Raw genomic sequence first — 21,462 nt, forward strand, 5'->3', positions numbered from 1 at the left:
ACCCTTTATTCCGACGTTAAGGCCGCTGCATGAATCGATTGAACATCTTGTGGTTCCGGCGCGGCGTGCCGATGCTGGCGATTTTACTCCTCAGCGGTTGCTCCAGTCTTTCCTATTACACACAGTTGGCGGGCGGCCAATTGGCATTGCTGCGCGCCCGCGAACCGGTCGCCGACGTGATTGCCGATCCGCAGCGCGACCCCAAGCTGCGCGACCGTCTGCGCACGTCGCAGCAGGCCCGCGAGTTCGCCAGTCAGCACCTGCATCTGCCGGACAATCAGAGCTATCGACTCTATGCCGACATTCATCGGCAATACGTGGTCTGGAACGTTTTTGCCACGGGCGAGTTCTCGCTCGACCCCGTGACCCACTGCTTTCCCATCGCAGGCTGCGTGGCCTATCGCGGCTACTACGACCAGAGCGCGGCGCGGGGCGAAGCGGCGCTGCAAAAGCTCGACGGCAAGGACGTTTACGTCAGCGGCGTGGAGGCGTACTCGACGCTGGGCTGGTTCAACGACCCGATTATCAGTTCGATGATGACCTGGGGCGATGAACGTCTCGCGACGCTGATCTTCCATGAGCTGGCGCACCAGCGTTTTTACGTGAAGGACGACAGCGAGTTCAACGAGTCCTATGCCACCTTCGTGGAGCAGGAAGGCACACGACAATGGCGTGCAGCCCGTGGGATGTCGCCTGAAACAGCGTCATCCGAAACCCTGCGTCGCGATCAACTGACGCAACTGGTACTGGATACGCGAGACCGGCTGAAAACGTTGTATGCCGAACCGTTGAGCGCGGACGTCATGCGTCAGCGTAAGGCCGCCGAATTTGAGCGCTTGCGTGGTCAATACAAGCAATTGCGCGACAGTCAGTGGGGTGGCGACAAGCGTTTCGATGCGTGGGTGTACGCACCGATGAACAACGCGCGGCTGCTGCCGATTGGGTTGTATGACCAATGGACGCCAGCGTTTGCGGCGCTGTTCAAACAGGTGGACGGGGATTGGCCAGCGTTTTTCACCGCCGTGGAAACGCTCGGCAGGTTGCCCCAAGAGGAGCGCAAGGCGGCATTGGAGCGGTTGCTGAAGAAGTCCTGAGCGACTGCCCCTGAACTGCTCAAAGAGACTGTGCAGAGATCAGGATCGCGGGGCGAGCAAAATCCCAAAAACAACAAACCCCAGCCAAGGCCGGGGTTTGTACTCAAACGGTGCAGCGATCAATCAACCGCTGAATGCGCCGCAGGCAACGATTCCTTGCTGCGCCAATGGGGCAGAGAGTTCCAGTAGCGCTGACCCTTGGCGTCGTCGTACATGCCTTCCCAACGGGCGATGACCAGGACGGCCAAGGCGTTACCGATGACATTCAGTGCGGTACGCGCCATGTCCATGATCCGGTCAACGCCAGCGATGAACGCCAGGCCCTCCAGCGGAATACCCACGCTGCCCAGGGTCGCCAGCAGCACCACGAACGACACGCCCGGCACACCGGCGATGCCTTTGGAGGTGACCATCAGCGTCAGCACCAGCATGATCTGTTGGCTGATCGGCATGTCGATGCCATAAAGCTGCGCGATGAACAGCGCCGCGATGCTTTGGTACAGGGTCGAGCCGTCGAGGTTGAACGAATAGCCGGTCGGCACCACAAAACTGCTGATAGCCTTCGGCGCGCCGTAGGCTTCCATCTTTTCGATCACGCGCGGCAGCACGGTTTCAGAACTCGCGGTGGAATAAGCCAGCACCAGCTCATCCTTGAAGATGCGCATGAGCTTGATCACCGAGAAACCGAACAAACGGGCGATCAGTCCCAGCACTACGAAAGCAAAGAAAGCGATGGCGACGTAAACCAGAATCACCAGCTTGGCCAGGGGCAGCAGCGAGGCAAAGCCAAAGTTGGCGACAGTCACGGCGATCAACGCGAACACGCCGATGGGCGCGTAGTTCATGATCATGTGAGTGACTTTGAACATCGTTTCCGAGACGCCCTGGAACACCTTGACCAGCGGCTCACGCACTTCTGCGTTCAGGCTGGACAGGCCCAGGCCGAAGAATACGGAGAAGAAGATGATCGGCAGCATGTCGCCACGAGCAACGGCGGCGAAGATGTTCGACGGGATCAGGTTGAGGATCGTCGCGATGAAGGCGTGATCATGTTGCACCTCGGCGGTGGTCTTCTCGTATTGCGAGATGTCCACGGTGCCCAGCGTGCTCATGTCGATGCCAGTGCCCGGATGGAAAACGTTGGCCAGCAAGAGGCCGACAACGATGGCGATGGTGGTGACGACTTCGAAATACAAAATGGTCTTCAGGCCGATGCGACCGAGCTTTTTCGCGTCGCCCACCCCTGCGATGCCGACGATCAACGACGAGATGACGATCGGGATAACAATCATCTTGATCAGGCGGATAAAGATATCGCCTGCGGGCTGCAGAATGTTGCTGATCCACCAGGCCTTTTCAGCGCTGAAGTGGTTGAGCACAGCACCCAGCGCGATGCCCAGCACCAGACCGATGAGGATCTGCCAGGCGAGGCTGATTTTTGCCTTCTTCATGTCGTTAACCTTGTTGTAGTTGGCGTGGACATTTCTCACCGACACTTTCGGGGTCGCTCTTGTGAAGTCGAATCGAAGCGCGGATGCCCTTGGATCTGTCCAGAAGGTCTCTGCAAACGAGCGTCCAAGCTCTCAGCAGGCGGAAAAAGGGCGCAACTATTCCCATCCAGACCATCAGCGTCTAATGCCGTAAACGACTACCTCATACGTAATCGGCATGAGGAAAATCAAAGACTTACTGTGAAATGCCCTGAAACAGAGCATTAGCCGACGCGCACATTTGTGCTGAGAAGTGGCTAAAACGTCGCCTGCAGCCCAGTGGGAGGTGTATCGGAAGAGGCAAGTGACAAAATGGTCACACACGACCGAGACGTCATCTGAGGGGGCAGATTTATCGATATACGGTCGTGAAACGTTGAGGATAGAACGAGGGGATTTACTCGGGTTATACGAACTTATCGTTTGCGCGTCGCAAGCCCACTGTCGGCTCGCCACTCAAAGGCGATCGGACGATGGACTTGCGGTGCGGCTTCCTGACCCGGCCCACGAATGGGAGTACTCCCTGTACACCTGGCGCGCTGCAACCACTCCATTGGTCAGAGCGCCCCGGCCCCTTGGTCACGCACAGACCCTCCTCGGGCTGCGCGGCTTTCGGGAAGACCCAACGACATTCGGTCTTCCTTCATTTGAATCAGTACCAGTTCGGATCTTTCTGCAGCTGCTCTTTGAGAAGGCCTTGCATGCCTTCGTCCGGCTTACCGATGAAACGGTATTCAGCGTGGCGTGTCGGGGACTTGTCCGCCGGCAGGCCCGCTGGGACCTCGACCAACATGGCATAGGCGTGCGACTTGTCGAGACTGAACGCTACGATGAGCCGGTTATGGGTGCACGTGTCCTGGGTTTCGCAGAGAGGCCCTACCAGGTATTTGTCACCGCCTTCAGTCACGGCATTCATCTGGTCCGATGCGCCAGACAGATTGATTACCCAATCGGGCAACCGTTCCTCTTTCTTCACAACGCTTGACCAGGTCTGGCGATACTCGGGATCAGAGCTCAACAGCTCATTCACCCGCGCCTGACCGTCGTTTGCTGCCATTGCCATGGCGCTGGCGCTCGTGAGGAGCGCCAGCGTCATGGCATGGAAGTGCTTGCGGATCATTCTGGTTAGCCTCGACCACGACGACCGAAGAAGAACGACACGACGAACATCACCAGGAACACGATAAAGAGAATCTTGGCGATACCCGTGGCGGTGCCTGCGATGCCACCAAAGCCCAGAACTGCAGCGACGATAGCGATGATCAGAAATGTGATAGCCCAGCTCAACATGGTGATTCTCCTTACTGTTTTTAATTTTCAGCTACAGCGAGGTATCGGATAAGAACCTCGGCATAGATTGCGTCTTCGCCATTGCTGGTCAGAAAACCCAACTCTGTTGACGCGGCGCTTGCTCAACGGCGGCAGCGGCGTCTTCAACCGGTTGCAGACTCAGGCCTACATCAGTGGCCTTGAGCGCGCTCGCTTTGGCGAAAGGCGCTGCATGGCTATAGGCGTGGTGAATCTGGACAACCTCTTGCTGTTTCTGGGTCCAGTGTGCGAACTGCTGAACGGCGATCAGCGTGATCATCAACGCCAGGCTGGCGAACAAACCTTGCTGCAGGTGCAGTGGAGAGATACGCAGAGTGGCGAGGCGTTGAGTGTTCATGCAGTGGGCTCCAGGCAATCTTGTCGGTCGACGGTTCAGACCTTGTTGCTAGAGATATTGCAGCCTGTGTGCCAGCTTTTTTGATCCAATAAAGCCTTTATAAATCAGTCGCTTAGCAATGATGTGATGAAGCTTCCTACGAGCAAGCTGCACGATTGAACATTTGACATCGTGCGTATTGCACGAAGAGGTGGGGCAAAGTGTCGCGGCCTTTAGCGGCGGGCTGGCCGGTTGCGGCAGGCGTCAAGGACGCCACCGCCGACAAACCCGCTGCTCTAGAGAGGCTGTGTCATCAACCGGCACTACGGGTCATCACCCGTAAGGTATCGGCATCCACGCCTTTGACCCCTCGAATGTTGCGAGCAATTTCAACGGCCAGCTCTTTCTCGGCGTAGTTGGCCACCACGCCATCCAGGCTCACCACGCCGCCTTTGGTCTCCACCTTTATATTCAGGCCATCGAGATTGCGGCTATAGATGAGGCTGGACTTCACCTTGCTGGTGATCCACGCGTCGCTGAACTCTTCACGCACGCTGTTGGCCTGCGCTTCGCTCTGCTCTTTGATGGCTTGGGTGTCGCGTGCGCTGACGCTGATGAGGTTATTCACTTCCGTCACGCCGTCAGTGTTGCTCGCCAGGCTGCCCGCCAGTTGCTTGGCCTCGGCATCTTTTGCCTGGCCCTTCAACGTCACCACGCCCTTGGCGGACGCGACATCGATGTTCAGTCCTTCGGTGACGCTGTTCCACAGCAGCTTGGACTTGATCGTCGCGGTCAGCGTGGCGTCGTCGAAGCGCTGCGCCATGTTGGCTTTGGTGCCGGGCTCCGCTGCGACCCCCGGATCGATCTGCAGCTGATTGTCGACCTTGTTGATGCCTTGCGTATCGCCGGCGATTTGCGTCGCCAACTCCTTGTCCACCTCGTTCTCTACCTTGCCGGTCAGAATGGCTGTGCCTTGCTCAACCTTTACGCCAATGTTGAACGGGCTCAAATGGCGATTGAGTGCGAAGGCCGTCCATATCGAACCTTCCTGACGCGCTTCGGCCAGTTGCGTTTGCACATCGCCTTGCGCGGCGTGCGCGACCGGCATCGTCGCGAGCCAGCCGGTGGTGGCCACAGCCAAGGCGATTTTCTTGAGCGGGTGCATGGCAATTCTCCAGACAGTTCCAAAAGGTGCTACTGGAGAGACTTTCCATTCGCTCAGACGTTCTACACCCGAGGATGGCGATGCAGATCACGATCTCTGCACCAGACAGAGAGTCGGCGCTGTAGGACGTAGATCAATCTGTTGTCTGAAATTTCGCCAGATAACTACCCGGCATCGCATTGAATCAATCAGAATGAACCATGCAACTTGCCCGATTTTTCCGGGACTAACCAAGATCATTCATTTAGGAGCGTAGGAAAAATGGAAGCAGCCACTGAGAATCAGGGCCGTATTCTGCTTGTGGATGATGAATCCGCCATCCTTCGCACCTTCCGCTATTGCCTGGAAGATGAAGGCTACAGCGTCGCCACCGCCAACAGTGCGGCACAGGCCGAGGCGCTGTTGCAACGTCAAGTGTTCGACGTGTGCTTTCTGGACCTGCGTCTGGGTGAAGACAACGGTCTCGACGTGTTGGCGCAGATGCGCATTCAGGCGCCGTGGATGCGCGTGGTCATCGTGACCGCACATTCGGCGGTGGACACTGCCGTGGACGCCATCCAGGCCGGTGCGGCGGATTATCTCGTGAAACCGTGCAGCCCTGATCAGTTGCGTCTGGCGACCGCCAAACAATTGGAGGTGCGTCAGTTGTCGGCGCGTCTGGAAGCGCTGGAAGGCGAAGTGCGCAAACCCAAGGACGGTCTGGATTCCCACAGCCCGTCGATGATGGCGATTCTGGAAACAGCTCGCCAAGTGGCGAACACCGACGCCAACATCCTGATCCTCGGCGAATCCGGAACCGGTAAAGGCGAGCTGGCGCGGGCGATTCACGGCTGGAGCAAACGGGCGAAAAAAGCCTGCGTGACCATCAACTGTCCGTCGCTCACCGCCGAGCTGATGGAAAGCGAGCTGTTCGGTCACAGCCGCGGCGCCTTCACCGGGGCGAGCGAAAGCACACTGGGCCGGGTCAATCAGGCAGACGGCGGTACATTGTTCCTCGACGAAATCGGCGATTTCCCACTGACATTGCAGCCCAAACTGCTGCGTTTCATTCAGGACAAAGAGTACGAGCGCGTAGGCGACCCTGTTACCCGCCGTGCCGACGTGCGCATCCTTGCGGCCACCAACCTGAATCTGGAAGACATGGTTCGCGAAGGCCGTTTCCGCGAGGACCTGCTGTATCGCTTGAACGTGATCACGCTGCACCTGCCGCCGTTGCGTGAGCGCGGCGAGGACATCCTGACGCTGGCGGACCGCTTTTTGGCCCGTTTCGTCAAGGAATACGGTCGCCCTGCCCGTGGTTTCAGTGAAGAAGCCCGCAGCGCGCTGGTGAACTACCGCTGGCCGGGCAACATTCGCGAACTGCGTAACGTGATCGAGCGGGCCAGCATTATCTGCCCTCAAGAGAAGGTCGAAATCACCCACTTGGGGATGGGTGAACAACCGACCAACAATGCACCACGTGTGGGCGCCGCGTTGAGTCTGGACGAACTGGAAAAAGCGCACATCGGCGCCGTGCTGGCCACCAGCGATACCCTCGATCAGGCTGCGCGCACGCTGGGCATCGATGCCTCGACGTTGTACCGCAAACGCAAGCAGTACAACTTGTGACAGGGCGCCCATGAAGTTCGCGATGAAGTTGCGCACCCGACTGTTCCTCAGCATTTCGGCGCTGATGACCGTTGCGTTGCTGGGGCTGATACTAGGTCTGGTCAGCGTCATGCAGATGGCCAAGTCCCAGGAGGATTTGATCCACCACAACTTCATCACGCTCGATATCGGCCTCAAACTGCGCCAGAACCTCGGCGATCAGTTGGTGATGCTGCTCAAGGACCGTCCCGATCAAGTGGCGCTCAAGCAGAATCAGGCACAGTTCCAGGATTTGCTCGATCAAGGCATCGATCACGATCAGCAGACCAACATCCACAGCGGTTTCGAGAAAGCGCGGGTGGATTACGAGCGATTCCTCAAGTCGCTGGAAGAAGCGGGCGACTCAGCCGATGCACTGAATGACGACAAGACGGTCACCACGGCCTTCAACGCGCTACGCAATGGCTTGCTCGACGCCCATCGTCAGGCGCTGGAAAACATCAGCCAGGCTGAAAGCGCCTCGCGAACTCGCGCGCTGTGGGTGGCTGCTTTATTAGGGCTGGTCGGGTTGGCGGTGCTCGCCATCGGTTTCGTCACGGCCCACGGCATCGCCCGCCGTTTTGGCGCCCCTATCGAGGCGTTGGCCAAGGCGGCGGACAACATTGGCCAAGGCAACTTTGAAGTGCTGCTGCCCATTTCATCCTCTGCCGAGATGAATTTGCTGACGCGTCGCTTCGGCATCATGGCCGAGGCCCTGCGTCAGCATCAGGTCACCAACGTGGATGAGCTGCTCGCCGGTCAGCAGCGGCTGCAAGCGGTCCTCGACAGCATCGACGACGGGCTGTTGATGATCGACCGCCAAGGCCGCCTCGAACACCTGAACCCGGTCGCGCAGCGGCAGCTGGGTTGGGAAGAGGGACGTTTGGGCCAAGGACTGGGTGAAGCGTTGCAGCGTCCGGAACTGGATGAGCAGTTGTACCTGGTGCTGCGCGGCGGAACGCTGGAGCGAGCGCCGGAAGACTTGTCTATCGAGGTCGACGGCGAAACCCGCCTGCTGACCTACAGCCTGACCCCTGTCAGCCACACCAAAGGCCACATCCTCGGGGCGGTGATGGTGTTGCACGATGTGACGGAGCAGCGGGCCTTCGAACGGGTGCGCAGCGAATTCGTGCTTCGCGCCTCCCACGAATTGCGCACCCCGGTGACCGGCATGCACATGGCGTTCGGGCTGTTGCAGGAGCGCGTGCACTTCGCCCCCGATTCCCGGGAAACGGACTTGCTGAAGACCGTCAATGAAGAGATGCAGCGGCTGATGCAGCTGATCAACGACCTGCTGAATTTCTCGCGCTACCAGAATGGCCTGCAAAAACTCGCGCTGGCGCCCTGTGATGTTAATGACCTGCTCACTGAGGCGCGTCAGCGCTTTGCCGAAACCGCGCAGGAACAGGACGTAATGGTCCTGCTGGAAATGCAGGAACCCTTGCCACGTCTGCAGGCCGACAAGGTCCAGTTGGACCGCGTATTGGACAACCTCCTCGACAATGCCCTGCGCCACACGCCGCAATCCGGGCTCATCCGGCTCCAGGCGCGTCGACACGGGGAGCGGCTGATCATCAGCGTCGAAGACAACGGCGAGGGCATCGCCTACGGCCAGCAGGCCCGGATCTTCGAACCGTTTGTGCAGGTCGGGCGCAAGAAAGGTGGCGCGGGACTGGGACTGGCGCTGTGCAAGGAAATCGTCCAACTCCACGGCGGACGCATGGGCGTGTACTCACGGCCGGGGCAAGGCACGCAGTTTTATATGGCGTTGCCGTTGTAGGCATCGTTCGCAAGCCTGGACGCTGCTTAACCCTCGCAGAATAAACACTGCCCCATGTGGGAGCGAATTCATTCGCGATGCGGTGGTACAGACGAAAGATGTCTGTTGGATGCACCCGCCTCTCGCGAATGAATTCGCTCCTACAGAGGGCCAGTGCTGACTTCGTAACCACTAAACCCATCACGCCACATCATCGGCCCTGCGTCCGGCATTGCGCCGCCCACCGGTCACCAGTTCGGTGAATTTGGCTGCTGTCAGAGGCCGGGCGAAGAGCCAGCCTTGGCCGTAGATCACGCCCTCGCTCTTGAGTAACAGGGCTTGAGATTCGAATTCGATACCCTCGGCGATCACTTTCAATTGCAGGGCGTGGGCCATGCGGATGATGTGTGGAGCAACGCCGCTACTGGCGGCGTCATGACCAAGGGCATCAATGAAGGCCTTGTCGATCTTCAAACAATCCACCGGCAAGGTTTGCAAGTACGCCAGGCTGCAATACCCCGTCCCGAAGTCGTCGATCAGCACCTGATGCCCGCGGTCACGCAACGCTTGCAGGTGATTGCGTGCGACCACCACGTCCACTAACCCCCGCTCGGTCACTTCAAACGCAATCTGCCGGGCTGCAACGCGATGCAACGCCAGCAGCTTTGCAGTCACTCGACCAATCCGAGGTGCCATCACATCGCAGGCTGCCAGGTTTACCGACACGTACAAATGCGGATTGGCGCGCAGCAGTTGCCCGAGCTGCTCAAGCAACTGCTGCAACACGAAATCAGTGATCTGACGAATCTGCCCGGTGTTTTCGGCCAGCGGAATGAAGAGGTCGGGGCTGGTTAGCGTGCCGTCAGGTCGTCGCCAACGCACCAGTGCCTCAGCGCCCACGCACAAGCGGGTATTCAGGTCGAAGATGGGTTGGTACAGAACCTTCAACTCGCCCCGACGGAGCGCACCGTGCAATTCCCCACCCAGCGACTGGCGTTGCCGAACGAGCTGCAACACCAGAATCCCGATGCACAACGAGACCAACACGCTAGCGGGAACCAGCAGCCACCAGGCGCCGGTGATTTTCTGTTGCAAGCCGTTACGCGGCGTGATCAGGACCAACTGGTATTCCGGACTCTGCGTGGGCATCCGGTAGACCAACTTGTCCTGAGTGGTGATCAATGTCTCGATGGTCGTTGGCGACCAGTCGGGCGTAGGCGGCCACGCTTGGGGCGGCCCGAGCACCGGGACGGCTTTTTTACCCTGATCGAGCACCACAACCAGGCTCCCGCCTGCAGGCAGATCGACCACGTCGGTCAAATGGCCGCGTGACGTTGATACGCGAAAATCACCCCTGCCCAGCATCAGCGAGGCGAGGTTATCGTCCGGTTGAGTCGAGGTGTTGAGCCAGTAATCGTAGATAGGGCCGCGAATGTCCGGTGCTCGGGGCTTGCCGATCATGCTCTCGCGCGTCCAACTGGAACAGGTTTGAGCCTCACTGACGTACGCGACTTCATAAATGAAGCGGTAGCGCGAGTTTACCTGACGCAATTGCTCGACCATTTCCGGACTACAACCACGCAAGGGCTGGGCTTCGAGCTGATCAAGGCCAGCGCGGAGCTGGTCGAAAAGCTGCTCCAGACGCACCAGAAAACGCTCGCCCTGAGCATTCATCTGCGCGCTTTCTTCCTGCTTGGCCTGATGCATCGCCAGCCCGAAACTGCCCGCCAGCAGCACGACCGCACTCAACAACGCTGCCAGCAAAGCCAGGAGCGAAGGGCGGTAGAAGACTGAGCGCAACTGCGGTGAAGCCGTGAACATCGGCCAATATCCAGTGGAATACCCATGAGGTATAGCAACAAGCGCAGAAATAGCCCGTTAAAAAGCGGCCCTAAGAAAAATTTAGTGCTTTGAATTCAATACCTGCAGGATCGCCGCGCTTTGCAGGTCCGGCTCGCCGTCAAATTTCTGCGGTCGATAGTGCATCTGGAACGCCCTCAGGACGTGGCGCGTCGCAATATCCCACTCGCCCGTTTGCGGGGTCGGATAACCCAGCATCGCCAATTGTTGCTGGAACCAGGTGACGCTCGGCACCACGCCCGTCATCTGCGCCTGCTGTTGGGCGACCTGCTGCTCGTCCGGCCAGATGCCAAGCCCTTCCTGAGCCAAACGCTTCCACGGGAACAACGGCCCCGGATCAAGTTTGCGTAAGGGCGCAATGTCACTGTGGCCGATCACATGACGGGGTTCGATCTTGTTGCGTTTGACGATGTCTTTCAGCAGCACGATCAGCGCTTGAATCTGCGCTTCGCTGTATGGGTACCACAGGCGCCCGGTCGGTGTGTCGCGATAGCCCGGATTGACGATCTCGATGCCGATGCTGCTGGAATTGAGCCAGGTGCGGCCGTCCCATTCGCTTTCCCCGGCATGCCAGGCGCGCTGACTTTCATCCACCAGTTTGTAGGTCGTGGCAGGGCCATCGCCGATCAGGTAGTGAGCGCTGACTTCGCCATGGGTCAGCAACGCGAGGGAGCGATCCAGAGAGGCAGAGGTGTAATGGACCACCACGAACTGGGCGCGGCTGTCGAAATTTGCCGAAGGATGGCTGGTGTCCAGCTTCGGTCCGCTGGAGCAAGCTGTCAGCAGCAGGGCGAGGAAAAGTACGCAATAAGACTTCATAAAAAGGCAGAACACTGAGGCAAGTAATGCAACAGTGTAACGTAATGCCAGCGCGGCGCCCAAAGTTGCGATAGGCCGAAACTGAACGCGTGCTGTCTCACCCTTGCTCGATGCGATTCCGACCGCTGTCCTTGGCCCGGTACAGGGCCTCGTCTGCCCGTTTAAGCACCAGATCACTGCGTTCACCCGGTTTGAAGAGGGTGACGCCCATCGAGACCGTGATTGTCACCGGCTCGCCTTTGAAGTGAAACGGGCATTGTTCGACGGCTTCTCGCAGTCGCTCCAGCAGCGCCACGCCATCGGGCAACTGAGTGTCAGGAAGCAGCACCACGAACTCTTCACCGCCAAAACGGGCGATGAAATCCGAGGACCGCAAACGCTTCTTCAGCTGTGCGGCGACGATCTTCAACACCTTGTCGCCCGCCAGATGACCGTAGCCGTCGTTGATGCGCTTGAAATGGTCCAGATCGAGAATGCCGAGCAGCAAGTTGGAGCGCCGCTTCTGCAATTGAGCGACTTCGTGCTCCAGGCGCTCATTCCAGGCGGCACGGTTGGGCAACCCTGTCAGCGTATCGATCAGGGCTTTTTGCCGCTGCTCTTCAAGGTGCGCACGGAAGCCAACCGCTTCCTGCTCCATGGTCGCCACGCGGCTGGCGAGGGACTGCAACCGCGATGCGACTTCCTGCTCGCGCTCATCGCGTTGCTGCTGATGCGCGTCCATGGTGCCCAGCAAACCTTCCAGCCGGGTTTCCAGAATCGTTTTCAGGCTGGTGAGATCAGCCGCTTCCTGCACACTGCTCTGCAAATCACCGACATGCTCGCGCAACTGATCACTCATTTCGCGGGAGGCGGTCTGCTGCCCTGCGTGATCGTCGCTGGCCGCTTGCAGATTCGCCTGGAATGACTCCAGACGCTCGTTCAGTTGTTTGAGATAAAGCTCGAATTCGTGCTGGCCGCTGTCGGTGATGGCCAGCATCAGCACGGCAAGGTCATCGAGGATCGGCAGCAGTTCGTACCAGTTCAGCCCATGCTCAAGCCTGACGCGCATGGCTTCGGCCTGGGGCCGGTGGTGCTCGGGCAGGGTCAGATCGTTGAGAAGACCCAGCAATGTCTCTTCAATGTGCGCGGCGACAGAGCTGTAGCTAGGCTCGGGAGAGGACGGCAGCGCATAAGGACCCTCCTCTTCAGTCTCATCGGCCTCGTCTTCGTCGGCCTGTTCGTCATTGGCACGGTCATCGATCGCTTCCTGAGCGACCTCGTCTTCCACCCTCTCAGCCTCGGCAGCCTCAATGGCTTGTTCTTCGCTGGACGTCTCTTCGCCCGTCTTGTTTTCGTCACTCAGCGGCACTTCACTGACCACATCCGCAGGCTCGGGCTCGACGACCGCAGGCGACTCGACCACTGCCACGGGCGATGGGGCTGCCTCGGCGATAGGAACTTCGCTCTCCAGTTGCTCGATCGACCGAGGTTCAGGGGCAGGCTTGACCTCGTGGGACGGGGCCATCGCCACCGTCTCGGGGGCCTCGACTGGCGCAGCAGCATCGGCGCGCGAGACAGGAGGCTCAACCATGGCTGGAAGCTCGGCGGGAGGGGCTTCGTTAGTCCACTGCGCCGTTTGCGCGACCGGCGCGGCAGGCACCTCGTCATCGTCGTCATCATTGCGAGTCTTGACCGGCGCAATCGGCTTGGGCGCCTCGGCAACGGGGTGATCAGGCAGGTGCGAGGCGTCAGTGCCGTCGGCTGCCGAATCACGATTACCGAACAAACGCTGCAAGAAGCCTGGCCGGCTCGCGCCTTCCGGGTGTTCGACCTGCGACAATGCCTGGCCTTGCAAACCGCTGAGCTCACTCAGCAGCAACGGCAACTCACGGGCTTGATTGACGCGGTCTTCGAGGTTCTTGGCAAAGCGTTTGAGTGGCTTGGCGACTTCGCGAGGCAGAGGCAAAGACTGCAATTGAGTGACCAGCGAGGTCAGCGCCGTGCCCATTTGCTCGATACGCTGTTCGCGGCGCTGTTCGGAATCCAGCACCGCCTTTTCGAGCCGTGGAATCAGTGCCGCCAGTCCGGCATCCATGTCGTCCTTGCGCACGATTTCGCGCATTTCTTTCATGCACTGATCGACTGCCTTGTCAGCGCCTTCAGCCGCCAGGCTGCTGCGCACGAGACCACGCCGCAGCAGGTCGAGACGGGCATTCCAGCGCTTTTCGAGCTTGTCCTGTTGCTCGATGCTCTTGAGGTATTTTTCTTTCCAGCGTTGGGCTTCGTCGCTCATTCCGAGGGCTCACGGGGAGATGTGCTTGTTATCGGCAGGGAGTCACCGATTAATGAGGCCGGCAAGCGAATCTCCACCGCAACCGGCAGATGATCGGAAATGGGCTGAGCCAGCACCTGCACTTTTTCAAGCGTCAGGGTCGGGCTGAGAAGAATGTGGTCCAGACAGCGCTGCGGGCGCCAGCTGGGAAATGTGGCTTCGATCTGAGGCGCAAGCAGGCCCAGATCGCGCAGGGGGGAGGTTTCCAAAAGGTCCGCTGCGTGGGTGTTCATATCGCCCATCAGCACCTGATGCTTGTAGCCACCGATCAGCTCGCGGATGTACGCCAGTTGCCGGGTTCGGGTGCGCGCCCCGAGTGCGAGGTGCATGACGACCACGACCAACGCGTCTTCACCTTCACCGAAGCGGACCAGAATCGCGCCGCGACCCGAGGGGCCGGGCAACGGATGATCTTCGATGTCCCACGGGCGCAGACGACTCAGCACGCCATTGCTGTGCTGGGCGAAACGTCCGAGGTTACGGTTAAGCTGCTGGTGCCAGTACGGGAATGATCCGAGCTGGGCGAGGTGTTCGACTTGATTGACGTAGCCTGACCTTAGGCTGCCGCCATCGACTTCCTGCAACGCGACCAGATCATAGTCGTTCAGCAGGTTGCCGATCTTTTGCAGGTTTCCAGCCCGACCGGTGTGGGGCAGCAAATGCTGCCAGCCTCGGGTCAGGTAATGCCGATAGCGCTCGGTACTGATGCCCACCTGAATGTTGAAGCTGAGCAACCGGAGCCGGCCATCGGCAGGCAATCCGGTTTCTTGCAGGTGTCGCTCGTTGACCTTGGGGATATGCCGGGCAACGGTGCGTTCAGTACCCCAGCGCGTCATGATCGGCGCTTACTTGGCAAGCGTTGCGCGTTCTTTGGCGATCAACTGATCGGCCACATCCAGCGCTTGCTCAGCACCACCGGCCGTGCCCAGGTCGAAACGGTATTTGCCGTTGACGATCATGGTAGGGACGCCAGTGATTTCGTACTTCTTGGCCAGGTCCTTGTATTGAGCGATCTTGCCCTTAACCGCGAACGAGTTGTAGGTTTCGAGGAATTTCTGCTTATCGACACCTTGAGTGGCGACGAAGTCAGCCATGTCGTTCGGGTCGGTCAGACGCTTGCCGCCTTTCTGGATGGCATCGAACACAGCAGTGTGAATCTTGTGCTCTACACCCATGGTGTCCAGCGTGATGAACAGTTGGCCGTGGGCATCCCATGGGCCGCCGAACATCGCCGGGATGCGGATGAAGTGAACGTCAGCCGGGAGCTTTTCAACCCATGGATTGATGGTCGGCTCGAACGCGTAGCAGTGTGGGCAGCCATACCAGAACATTTCAACGACTTCGATCTTGCCTGGCTCGGCGACCGGAACGGCGCTGCTCAGCTGGACATATTGCTTGCCAGCTTCGATCGGCTCTGCCGCTTGAGCGGTCAGACCGAACAGACTGGTGAACACCAGAGCGGCGCTGAGAATCAGATTACGCATGCTTAACTCCTGGGCATGAAAAGTCACCACGATGGCCGCAGTTGGACCCGGCGGGGTGATGTGAGTTCGCAAGTGTAACGCTTGCGCGCACAAAAAAGGGCAGCCGTTCGCTACCCTTTTTAGCCCGCCTGCACGATAAACGTGAACGACGTTTTCCGGCCGTCGAATGGCCCTGAATCAAGGCTTTAGCGTTAATCCAGACTTAATGAAGACCCTGTATGTAGGCCGCCAACGCGTCGATATCCTTGTTGCTGAGTTTGGATGCAATGGTGCGCATGACCATGGTGTCGCCATCGTTTGTGCGGTCACCTTCGCGGAAGGCCGTCAGCTGCTTTTTCACATAGTCCGCATGCTGCCCACCCAAATGCGGAAAGCCTGCCGCCGCGTTACCAGCGCCGTTGGGTGAATGACAGCCTGTACACGCGGGCATCCCCTGATCAATCTTGCCGCCGCGAAACAGTGCTTCGCCCCGCGCCACCAGGTTGGCGTCCGCCGCACCGACGCTGCCTTTCTGGCCGGAGAAATAAGCGGCGATGTCCGCCAGGTCCTGATCATTGAGGGCGTTCAGCATCCCGGTCATTTCCAGCACGGTGCGCTTGCCGTCTTTTATTTCGTGCAGTTGTTTGAGCAGATAGCGCTGGCCCTGTCCGGCCAGTTTCGGAAAATTGGGAGCCATGCTGTTACCATCCGGGCCATGACAGGCACCACACACAGCGGTTTTCGCCTGGCCAGCGGCGGGGTCTCCCACGACCACATCAGCGGCTCGCGCTGCGCCGGTAATGCCCAGCAGCAGGAGCAGACTCACCAATAGCTTGTTCATCGGCTGATCCAACTCATTTTTGTTGTTGATGTAAGGTTAGTCCGACTTCTGCGAACTTCACCCTGTGGACGGGACAAGCACACACAAAATCTGCGGCAATATATACTTGCGCCCATCGAACGGAAAATGACACACGTTGCCGCACCCTCGCCGCAACGCCTCACCGGATATCCCATGCAACTCAAGAACCCGATCCTCGGCCTGTGCCAACAAGCCAAGTTCATGCTCAGCGCCGCCAAAGTCGACCAATGCCCCGATGACGAAGGTTTCGAAGTGGCCTTCGCCGGTCGCTCCAACGCCGGTAAATCCAGCGCGCTGAACACCCTGACCCACGCCAGCCTGGCCCGCACCTCGAAAACGCCCGGTCGTACGCAACTGCTGAACTTCTTCAGTCTGGACGACGATCGCCGCCTGGTCGACCTGCCAGGTTACGGTTACGCAAAGGTGCCGATTCCGCTCAAGCAACACTGGCAACGTCACCTGGAAGCGTATCTGGGCAGCCGGGAAAGCTTGAAAGGTCTGATCCTGATGATGGACATCCGCCACCCGATGACGGATTTCGACCTGTTGATGCTCGACTGGGCCATCGCCAGCGGCATGCCGATGCACATTCTGCTGACCAAGGCCGACAAGCTGACTTTCGGCGCGGCGAAGAACACGCTGCTCAAAGTGCAGTCGGAGATCCGCAAAGGTTGGGGCGACGCTGTGACCATTCAGCTGTTTTCGGCCCCCAAACGCATGGGGCTGGAAGAGGCGTACACCGTCCTCGCCGACTGGATGGAGCTGGAAGACAAAGCACCTGCGGCCTGAATCGCAGGCAAAAAAAACCCCGGACTTCATATGGGGAGGGGAAGTTCGGGGTCTAAGTCCAGACCTTTAGGGAAAAGTCCGGATATCTGCCAACACTTAACACAACATAGGAGCATGAATGGCTACGTCAGCCATTCGCAACCTCTGACCGGGGTATGGACGAAGAAGTTCAAAAACCGGGGAAATTTTCTGTTGGCCGTTGGGAATTGGTGACCTGTAGGAGCGCGCTTGCCCGCGATTGGGCTGTGTCATTCAACCTATTGGGGCTGGACGAACGCCATCGCGGGCAAGCGCGCTCCTACAACAGATGTCTTCAGGTTTGGCTCAATGCGCCTCATCCCAGTTGTTGCCAACACCCACTTCCACCAGCAAAGGCACGTCCAGCTCTGCGGCGCCGCTCATGTGCACGCGGATGTCCTGGCTGATCTGCTCGACCAGCTCCTCGCGCACTTCCAGCACCAATTCGTCGTGAACCTGCAGGATGACCCGTGCATCCAGCTCTGACGACTCCAGCCAGCCATTCACAGCGACCATGGCGCGTTTGATGATGTCCGCCGCCGTGCCTTGCATCGGTGCGTTGATCGCCATGCGTTCGGCGCCTTTGCGCAGGGCCTGGTTTTTCGCGTTGATGTCCGGCAGGTACAGGCGACGGCCGAAGATAGTCTCGACGAAGCCTTGCTCGGCGGCCTGGGTACGAGTGCGCTCCATGTAATCGAGCACGCCCGGATAGCGCGCGAAGTAACGGTCGACGTACGCCTGAGATTGCTTACGATCCACGCCGATCTGCTTGGCCAGACCAAATGCGCTCATGCCGTAGATCAGCCCGAAGTTGATCGCCTTGGCACTGCGGCGCATGTCGTTGGTGACATCGGCCAGTTCAACGCCAAACACTTCACCGGCCGTGGCGCGGTGCACGTCCAGATCGTTGCGGAAGGCGTGCAACAGGCCTTCGTCTTTCGCCAGATGCGCCATGATCCGCAGCTCGATCTGCGAATAGTCCGCCGCCAGCAGCTTGTAGCCTTTGGGCGCGACGAACGCCTGACGAATCCGGCGGCCTTCGGCAGTGCGGATCGGGATGTTTTGCAGGTTCGGATCGCTGGACGACAGACGCCCGGTCACCGCCACGGCCTGATGATAAGAAGTGTGGACCCGGCCGGTGCGCGGGTTGATCTGCTCCGGCAGCCGGTCGGTGTAAGTGCTTTTCAGCTTGCTCATCGAGCGGTACTGCATCAGCACCTTGGGCAGCGGGAATTCCTGCTCGGCCAGTTCTGCCAACACCGCTTCTGCTGTTGAGGGCTGACCCGTGGCGGTCTTGCTGATGATCGGCATGCCGAGTTTTTCGTAAAGAATCACTCCCAACTGCTTCGGCGAGCCGAGGTTGAATTCTTCGCCCGCGATGGCAAACGCCTCACGCTCCAGCTCGGTCATCTTGTTGCCCAGCTCGACGCTCTGAATCCCCAGCAGTTTGGCATCGACATACGCGCCCTGACGCTCGATGCGCGCCAGCACCGGCATCAGCGGCATCTCGATGTCGTTCAACACCGGGGCCAGCGTTGGCGTCTTCGCCAGCTTTTCTTGCAAGACTTCGTGCAGGCGCAGGGTCAGGTCCACTTCTTCAGCGGCGTAGATGCCTGCCTGCTCCAAGGCAATCTGGTCGAAACTCAGCTGTTTGACGCCTTTGCCCGCGATGTCCTGGAAATTGACCGGCGTGTGGTCCAGGTATTTTGCGACCAGGCTGTCGCGGTCGTGGCGGGTGGCGGTCGAGTCCAGCACGTAGGATTCGAGCATGGTGTCGAATTTCACGCCCTGCACATGGATGCCTTGGGCCTGATCGCCACCAATGGCGCAGTTTGCCAGCAGGTTAATCGCGAATTTGGCGTGCTGACCGACTTTGACCTTGCTCGCGTCTTCGAGCATCGGCTTGACGGCGTTGAGCACCGCGTCGCGATCCAGCTGCTGCGGCACGCCCATGTAGGAGTGGGTCAGCGGGATGTAGCAGGCTTCGTGGGTTTTGATGGCGAACGACAGGCCGACGATCTGTGCGCGCTGGGCGTCGGTGCCGTTGCTCTGCACGACAAAGGCAAACAGCTTGGCGGCCTTGAGCTTTTTCAGCCAGTCGTCGAACTGGGTCTGTTCCAGAATCAGTTCGTATTTGGCTTCGATGACCGGGGCAGGCTCTTCAGGTGTAGCGATTTCGGTGCCTTCCTGCTTGGCGTCCCGTTGCAGGTCATTGATCCAGCTCTTGAACTCCAGCTCGGTATACAGCGCCAGCAGCGCCTCTCGATCCGGCTCGCCGCAGTGCAGGGCATCCAGTTCGATGTCCAGCGGCACATCGATCTTGATGGTCGCCAGTTGATAGGACAGAAAGGCCATCTCCTTGTGCTCTTCAAGTTTGGCAGGCAAAGACTTCGCGCCGCGAATCGCCAGCGTCGGCACCTTGTCGAGATTCTCGTAAAGCTCTTTGAGGCCGCCGTTGATACCCACCAGCAGACCAGCAGCGGTCTTTTCGCCTACGCCGGGAACGCCGGGAATGTTGTCGACTTTGTCGCCCATCAAGGCCAGATAGTCGATGATGTGCTCAGGACCGACGCCAAATTTCTCCTTCACGCCAGCCACGTCCAGCACGCTACCGGTCATGGTGTTGACCAGCGTAATGTGCCCGTCCACCAGCTGCGCCATGTCCTTGTCGCCGGTAGAAATGATCACAGGACGATCAGCCGCCGCACTGCTGCGCGCGAGCGTGCCGATCACGTCGTCAGCTTCGACGCCTTCGACGCACAGCAATGGATAGCCCAAGCCACGCACGCAGTTGTGCAGGAAGTCGATTTGCACACGCATGTCGTCAGGCATGCTTGGACGATTGGCCTTGTATTCGGCAAACATCTCGTCACGGAACGTGCCGCCTTTGGCGTCGAAAACCACGGCAAACGGGCTGTCTGGATACTGTTTACGCAGGCTCTTGAGCATGTTCAGCACGCCCTTGACCGCACCGGTGGGCAGGCCTTTGGACGTGGTGAGTGGCGGCAGCGCATGGAAGGCGCGGTACAGGTAAGAAGAACCGTCCACCAGGACGAGAGGCGCTTGACTCATGTGAGGGATCAACCTTTTCGGCGGGGTCGGCGCTAGAATGCGAGGACCGTTGACGACAAAGGAGCAAGGTTATCATGCGTACACAAATTCGCTTGTTACTGGTCGCTCTCCTGGTTGCCTGTCCGCTGATCGCGGTGGCAGCTGAAGACGAGGCTCCGTCGGCCGAACCTGACGTCACGATCCAGAAAGATGGCGACAATTTCGTTCAGGAATACAAGGCAAACGGCTTCGTCTACGCGGTGAAAATTACGCCGAAACATGGCAAGCCGTATTATCTGGTGCGCGCTGACGGCACGAGCGGTCAATTCATTCGTTCGGATCAACCGGACATGCTGATTCCCCAATGGGTATTATTCAGCTGGTAACGCCCTACATTCACTTTTTGCTGGCAGTGTTCATATGTCCGTTTTTACCCCCCTGGCTCGGCCCGAGCTGGAAGCTTTTCTCGCCCCGTACGGGCTCGGCCAACTGCGTGATTTCCAGGGCATTGCCGCCGGAAGTGAAAACACCAACTTCTTCATCAGCATGGAACAGGGCGAGTTCGTGCTGACGTTGGTCGAGCGCGGCCCGGTGCAGGAGATGCCGTTTTTCATCGAACTGCTGGACGTGCTGCATGACGCCAACCTGCCGGTCCCGTACGCGCTGCGTACCACTGACGGCCAGGCATTGCGTGAGCTGAAAGGCAAACCGGCGCTGCTGCAACCGCGCCTGTCAGGCAAGCATCCGACCAATCCAAACACCCAGCATTGCGTGCAGATCGGCGAACTGTTGGCGCACATGCACCTGGCGACCCGCGAGAAGACCATCGAGCGCCGCACCGATCGCGGCCTGGACTGGATGCTGAAAGAGGGTGGCAACTTCATCTCGCACCTGAATGAAGCCGAAGGCGCGCTACTGAAAGCGTCAGTGGAAGAAATCGCCCGCGAACAGGCGAAGATCATGGCCCTGCCACGGGCCAACGTGCACGCCGACCTGTTCCGCGACAACACGCTGTTCGAAGGCACACACCTGACCGGCGTGATCGACTTTTACAACGCCTGTTCGGCGCCGATGCTGTACGACGTGGCGATTGCAGTGAATGACTGGTGTTCGTTCGAGGACGGCAAGATCGATGCGCCACGGGCCCGTGCCTTGCTGGGCGCTTATGCGGCACTGCGCCCGTTCACAGCGGCTGAGGCTGAACTGTGGTCGACGATGTTGCGCGTGGGTTGCGTGCGGTTCTGGCTGTCTCGGTTGATCGCGGCCGAGAGCTTTGCCGGGCAGGACGTGCTGATCCATGACCCCGGCGAATTCCGCAAGCGTCTGGAACAGCGTCAGGTAACGCACATTCCGCTGCCGTTTGCCCTGTAACAACTGACCTGCAAACTCCGATCACCTGTGGGAGCGAATTCATTCGCGATGCCATCTCCCAGCCGACACATTTGTTGCGAATGTACCGGCCTCTCGCGAATGAATTCGCTCCCACAGGGGAATCGCGTTTCATTGTCGG

At 59.1% G+C, this 21,462-nt stretch carries 18 protein-coding genes; 6 read left to right on the forward strand and 12 right to left on the reverse strand.

Going from position 1 to position 21,462, the window contains the following annotated elements:
- Positions 1-29: 29 nt before the first annotated feature.
- Positions 30-1,094 (forward strand): aminopeptidase, encoded by a 1,065-nt coding sequence (locus tag ACWKWE_RS23645; protein ID WP_483851865.1) that lies wholly within the window; start codon positions 30-32, stop codon positions 1,092-1,094.
- A 119-nt stretch (positions 1,095-1,213) separates the two neighbouring features.
- Here ACWKWE_RS23645 and gltP read toward each other — a convergent pair whose 3' ends face one another.
- The 5 genes from gltP to ACWKWE_RS23670 form a co-directional block, all read right to left on the reverse strand.
- Entirely contained in the window at positions 1,214-2,545 is a 1,332-nt protein-coding gene (gene gltP, locus ACWKWE_RS23650) for a glutamate/aspartate:proton symporter GltP (protein ID WP_166593887.1), read from the reverse strand.
- 691 nt (positions 2,546-3,236) lie between these two features.
- Complete coding sequence (locus tag ACWKWE_RS23655; RefSeq protein WP_483851866.1) at positions 3,237-3,704, reverse strand: inhibitor of vertebrate lysozyme family protein; 468 nt, start codon at positions 3,702-3,704, stop codon at positions 3,237-3,239.
- A gap of 5 nt (positions 3,705-3,709) precedes the next feature.
- On the reverse strand, positions 3,710-3,874 hold the full coding sequence (locus ACWKWE_RS23660; protein WP_025257796.1) for a DUF1328 domain-containing protein: 165 nt from the start codon (positions 3,872-3,874) through the stop codon (positions 3,710-3,712).
- A gap of 88 nt (positions 3,875-3,962) precedes the next feature.
- On the reverse strand, positions 3,963-4,250 hold the full coding sequence (locus ACWKWE_RS23665; RefSeq protein WP_483851867.1) for a hypothetical protein: 288 nt from the start codon (positions 4,248-4,250) through the stop codon (positions 3,963-3,965).
- 292 nt (positions 4,251-4,542) lie between these two features.
- Entirely contained in the window at positions 4,543-5,394 is an 852-nt protein-coding gene (locus ACWKWE_RS23670) for a BON domain-containing protein (protein ID WP_483851868.1), read from the reverse strand.
- A 261-nt stretch (positions 5,395-5,655) separates the two neighbouring features.
- On the opposite strand from ACWKWE_RS23670, the gene algB reads away from it, so the two are divergent.
- Positions 5,656-7,002, forward strand: a complete 1,347-nt coding sequence (gene algB / locus ACWKWE_RS23675; protein WP_166593883.1) for a sigma-54-dependent response regulator transcription factor AlgB — start codon at positions 5,656-5,658, stop codon at positions 7,000-7,002.
- A gap of 10 nt (positions 7,003-7,012) precedes the next feature.
- The gene (locus ACWKWE_RS23680; RefSeq protein ID WP_483851869.1) at positions 7,013-8,800 is read left to right on the forward strand and encodes a KinB sensor domain-containing domain; all 1,788 of its coding nucleotides are present in this window, start codon (positions 7,013-7,015) and stop codon (positions 8,798-8,800) included.
- A 180-nt stretch (positions 8,801-8,980) separates the two neighbouring features.
- Here the strand turns inward: ACWKWE_RS23680 and ACWKWE_RS23685 are convergent, their stop codons facing one another.
- The 6 genes from ACWKWE_RS23685 to ACWKWE_RS23710 form a co-directional block, all read right to left on the reverse strand.
- Positions 8,981-10,600 (reverse strand): EAL domain-containing protein, encoded by a 1,620-nt coding sequence (locus ACWKWE_RS23685; protein WP_483851870.1) that lies wholly within the window; start codon positions 10,598-10,600, stop codon positions 8,981-8,983.
- Positions 10,601-10,681: 81 nt separating this feature from the next.
- Complete coding sequence (locus tag ACWKWE_RS23690) at positions 10,682-11,458, reverse strand: N-acetylmuramoyl-L-alanine amidase (protein ID WP_483851871.1); 777 nt, start codon at positions 11,456-11,458, stop codon at positions 10,682-10,684.
- 97 nt (positions 11,459-11,555) lie between these two features.
- Positions 11,556-13,730, reverse strand: coding sequence for a GGDEF domain-containing protein (locus ACWKWE_RS23695; RefSeq protein WP_483851872.1), 2,175 nt, complete (start codon positions 13,728-13,730; stop codon positions 11,556-11,558).
- The gene (locus ACWKWE_RS23700) at positions 13,727-14,608 is read right to left on the reverse strand and encodes an endonuclease/exonuclease/phosphatase family protein (protein ID WP_371928481.1); all 882 of its coding nucleotides are present in this window, start codon (positions 14,606-14,608) and stop codon (positions 13,727-13,729) included. Before ACWKWE_RS23700 ends, ACWKWE_RS23695 begins: the two co-directional genes overlap by 4 nt.
- A gap of 6 nt (positions 14,609-14,614) precedes the next feature.
- Entirely contained in the window at positions 14,615-15,253 is a 639-nt protein-coding gene (locus ACWKWE_RS23705) for a thiol:disulfide interchange protein DsbA/DsbL (protein WP_166593877.1), read from the reverse strand.
- Between the two features lie 202 nt (positions 15,254-15,455).
- A complete protein-coding gene (locus ACWKWE_RS23710) occupies positions 15,456-16,073 on the reverse strand; it encodes a c-type cytochrome (protein WP_341961148.1) in 618 nt (205 codons plus the stop codon).
- Between the two features lie 174 nt (positions 16,074-16,247).
- On the opposite strand from ACWKWE_RS23710, the gene yihA reads away from it, so the two are divergent.
- Positions 16,248-16,883 (forward strand): ribosome biogenesis GTP-binding protein YihA/YsxC, encoded by a 636-nt coding sequence (gene yihA / locus ACWKWE_RS23715; protein WP_062386430.1) that lies wholly within the window; start codon positions 16,248-16,250, stop codon positions 16,881-16,883.
- Between the two features lie 324 nt (positions 16,884-17,207).
- On the opposite strand, the gene polA is transcribed toward yihA, so the two are convergent.
- Positions 17,208-19,973 (reverse strand): DNA polymerase I, encoded by a 2,766-nt coding sequence (polA, locus tag ACWKWE_RS23720; protein ID WP_166593875.1) that lies wholly within the window; start codon positions 19,971-19,973, stop codon positions 17,208-17,210.
- A 74-nt stretch (positions 19,974-20,047) separates the two neighbouring features.
- On the opposite strand from polA, the gene ACWKWE_RS23725 reads away from it, so the two are divergent.
- Both ACWKWE_RS23725 and ACWKWE_RS23730 read left to right on the forward strand, forming a co-directional pair.
- A complete protein-coding gene (locus ACWKWE_RS23725; protein WP_166593874.1) occupies positions 20,048-20,338 on the forward strand; it encodes a DUF2782 domain-containing protein in 291 nt (96 codons plus the stop codon).
- A gap of 34 nt (positions 20,339-20,372) precedes the next feature.
- Complete coding sequence (locus tag ACWKWE_RS23730) at positions 20,373-21,323, forward strand: homoserine kinase (protein ID WP_166593873.1); 951 nt, start codon at positions 20,373-20,375, stop codon at positions 21,321-21,323.
- The last annotated feature ends 139 nt before the right edge of the window (positions 21,324-21,462 follow it).

This window comes from Pseudomonas salicis (assembly GCF_057128705.1).

Excerpts from the sequence above, each read along its gene's own strand:
- ACWKWE_RS23645 (WP_483851865.1), top strand. The coding sequence starts at position 30 with ATGAATCGATTGAACATCTTGTGGTTCCGGCGCGGCGTGCCGATGCTG.
- gltP (WP_166593887.1), bottom strand. The coding sequence starts at position 2,545 with ATGAAGAAGGCAAAAATCAGCCTCGCCTGGCAGATCCTCATCGGTCTG.
- ACWKWE_RS23655 (WP_483851866.1), bottom strand. The coding sequence starts at position 3,704 with ATGATCCGCAAGCACTTCCATGCCATGACGCTGGCGCTCCTCACGAGC.
- ACWKWE_RS23660 (WP_025257796.1), bottom strand. The coding sequence starts at position 3,874 with ATGTTGAGCTGGGCTATCACATTTCTGATCATCGCTATCGTCGCTGCA.
- ACWKWE_RS23665 (WP_483851867.1), bottom strand. The coding sequence starts at position 4,250 with ATGAACACTCAACGCCTCGCCACTCTGCGTATCTCTCCACTGCACCTG.
- ACWKWE_RS23670 (WP_483851868.1), bottom strand. The coding sequence starts at position 5,394 with ATGCACCCGCTCAAGAAAATCGCCTTGGCTGTGGCCACCACCGGCTGG.
- algB (WP_166593883.1), top strand. The coding sequence starts at position 5,656 with ATGGAAGCAGCCACTGAGAATCAGGGCCGTATTCTGCTTGTGGATGAT.
- ACWKWE_RS23680 (WP_483851869.1), top strand. The coding sequence starts at position 7,013 with ATGAAGTTCGCGATGAAGTTGCGCACCCGACTGTTCCTCAGCATTTCG.
- ACWKWE_RS23685 (WP_483851870.1), bottom strand. The coding sequence starts at position 10,600 with ATGTTCACGGCTTCACCGCAGTTGCGCTCAGTCTTCTACCGCCCTTCG.
- ACWKWE_RS23690 (WP_483851871.1), bottom strand. The coding sequence starts at position 11,458 with ATGAAGTCTTATTGCGTACTTTTCCTCGCCCTGCTGCTGACAGCTTGC.
- ACWKWE_RS23695 (WP_483851872.1), bottom strand. The coding sequence starts at position 13,730 with ATGAGCGACGAAGCCCAACGCTGGAAAGAAAAATACCTCAAGAGCATC.
- ACWKWE_RS23705 (WP_166593877.1), bottom strand. The coding sequence starts at position 15,253 with ATGCGTAATCTGATTCTCAGCGCCGCTCTGGTGTTCACCAGTCTGTTC.
- ACWKWE_RS23710 (WP_341961148.1), bottom strand. The coding sequence starts at position 16,073 with ATGAACAAGCTATTGGTGAGTCTGCTCCTGCTGCTGGGCATTACCGGC.
- yihA (WP_062386430.1), top strand. The coding sequence starts at position 16,248 with ATGCAACTCAAGAACCCGATCCTCGGCCTGTGCCAACAAGCCAAGTTC.
- polA (WP_166593875.1), bottom strand. The coding sequence starts at position 19,973 with ATGAGTCAAGCGCCTCTCGTCCTGGTGGACGGTTCTTCTTACCTGTAC.
- ACWKWE_RS23725 (WP_166593874.1), top strand. The coding sequence starts at position 20,048 with ATGCGTACACAAATTCGCTTGTTACTGGTCGCTCTCCTGGTTGCCTGT.
- ACWKWE_RS23730 (WP_166593873.1), top strand. The coding sequence starts at position 20,373 with ATGTCCGTTTTTACCCCCCTGGCTCGGCCCGAGCTGGAAGCTTTTCTC.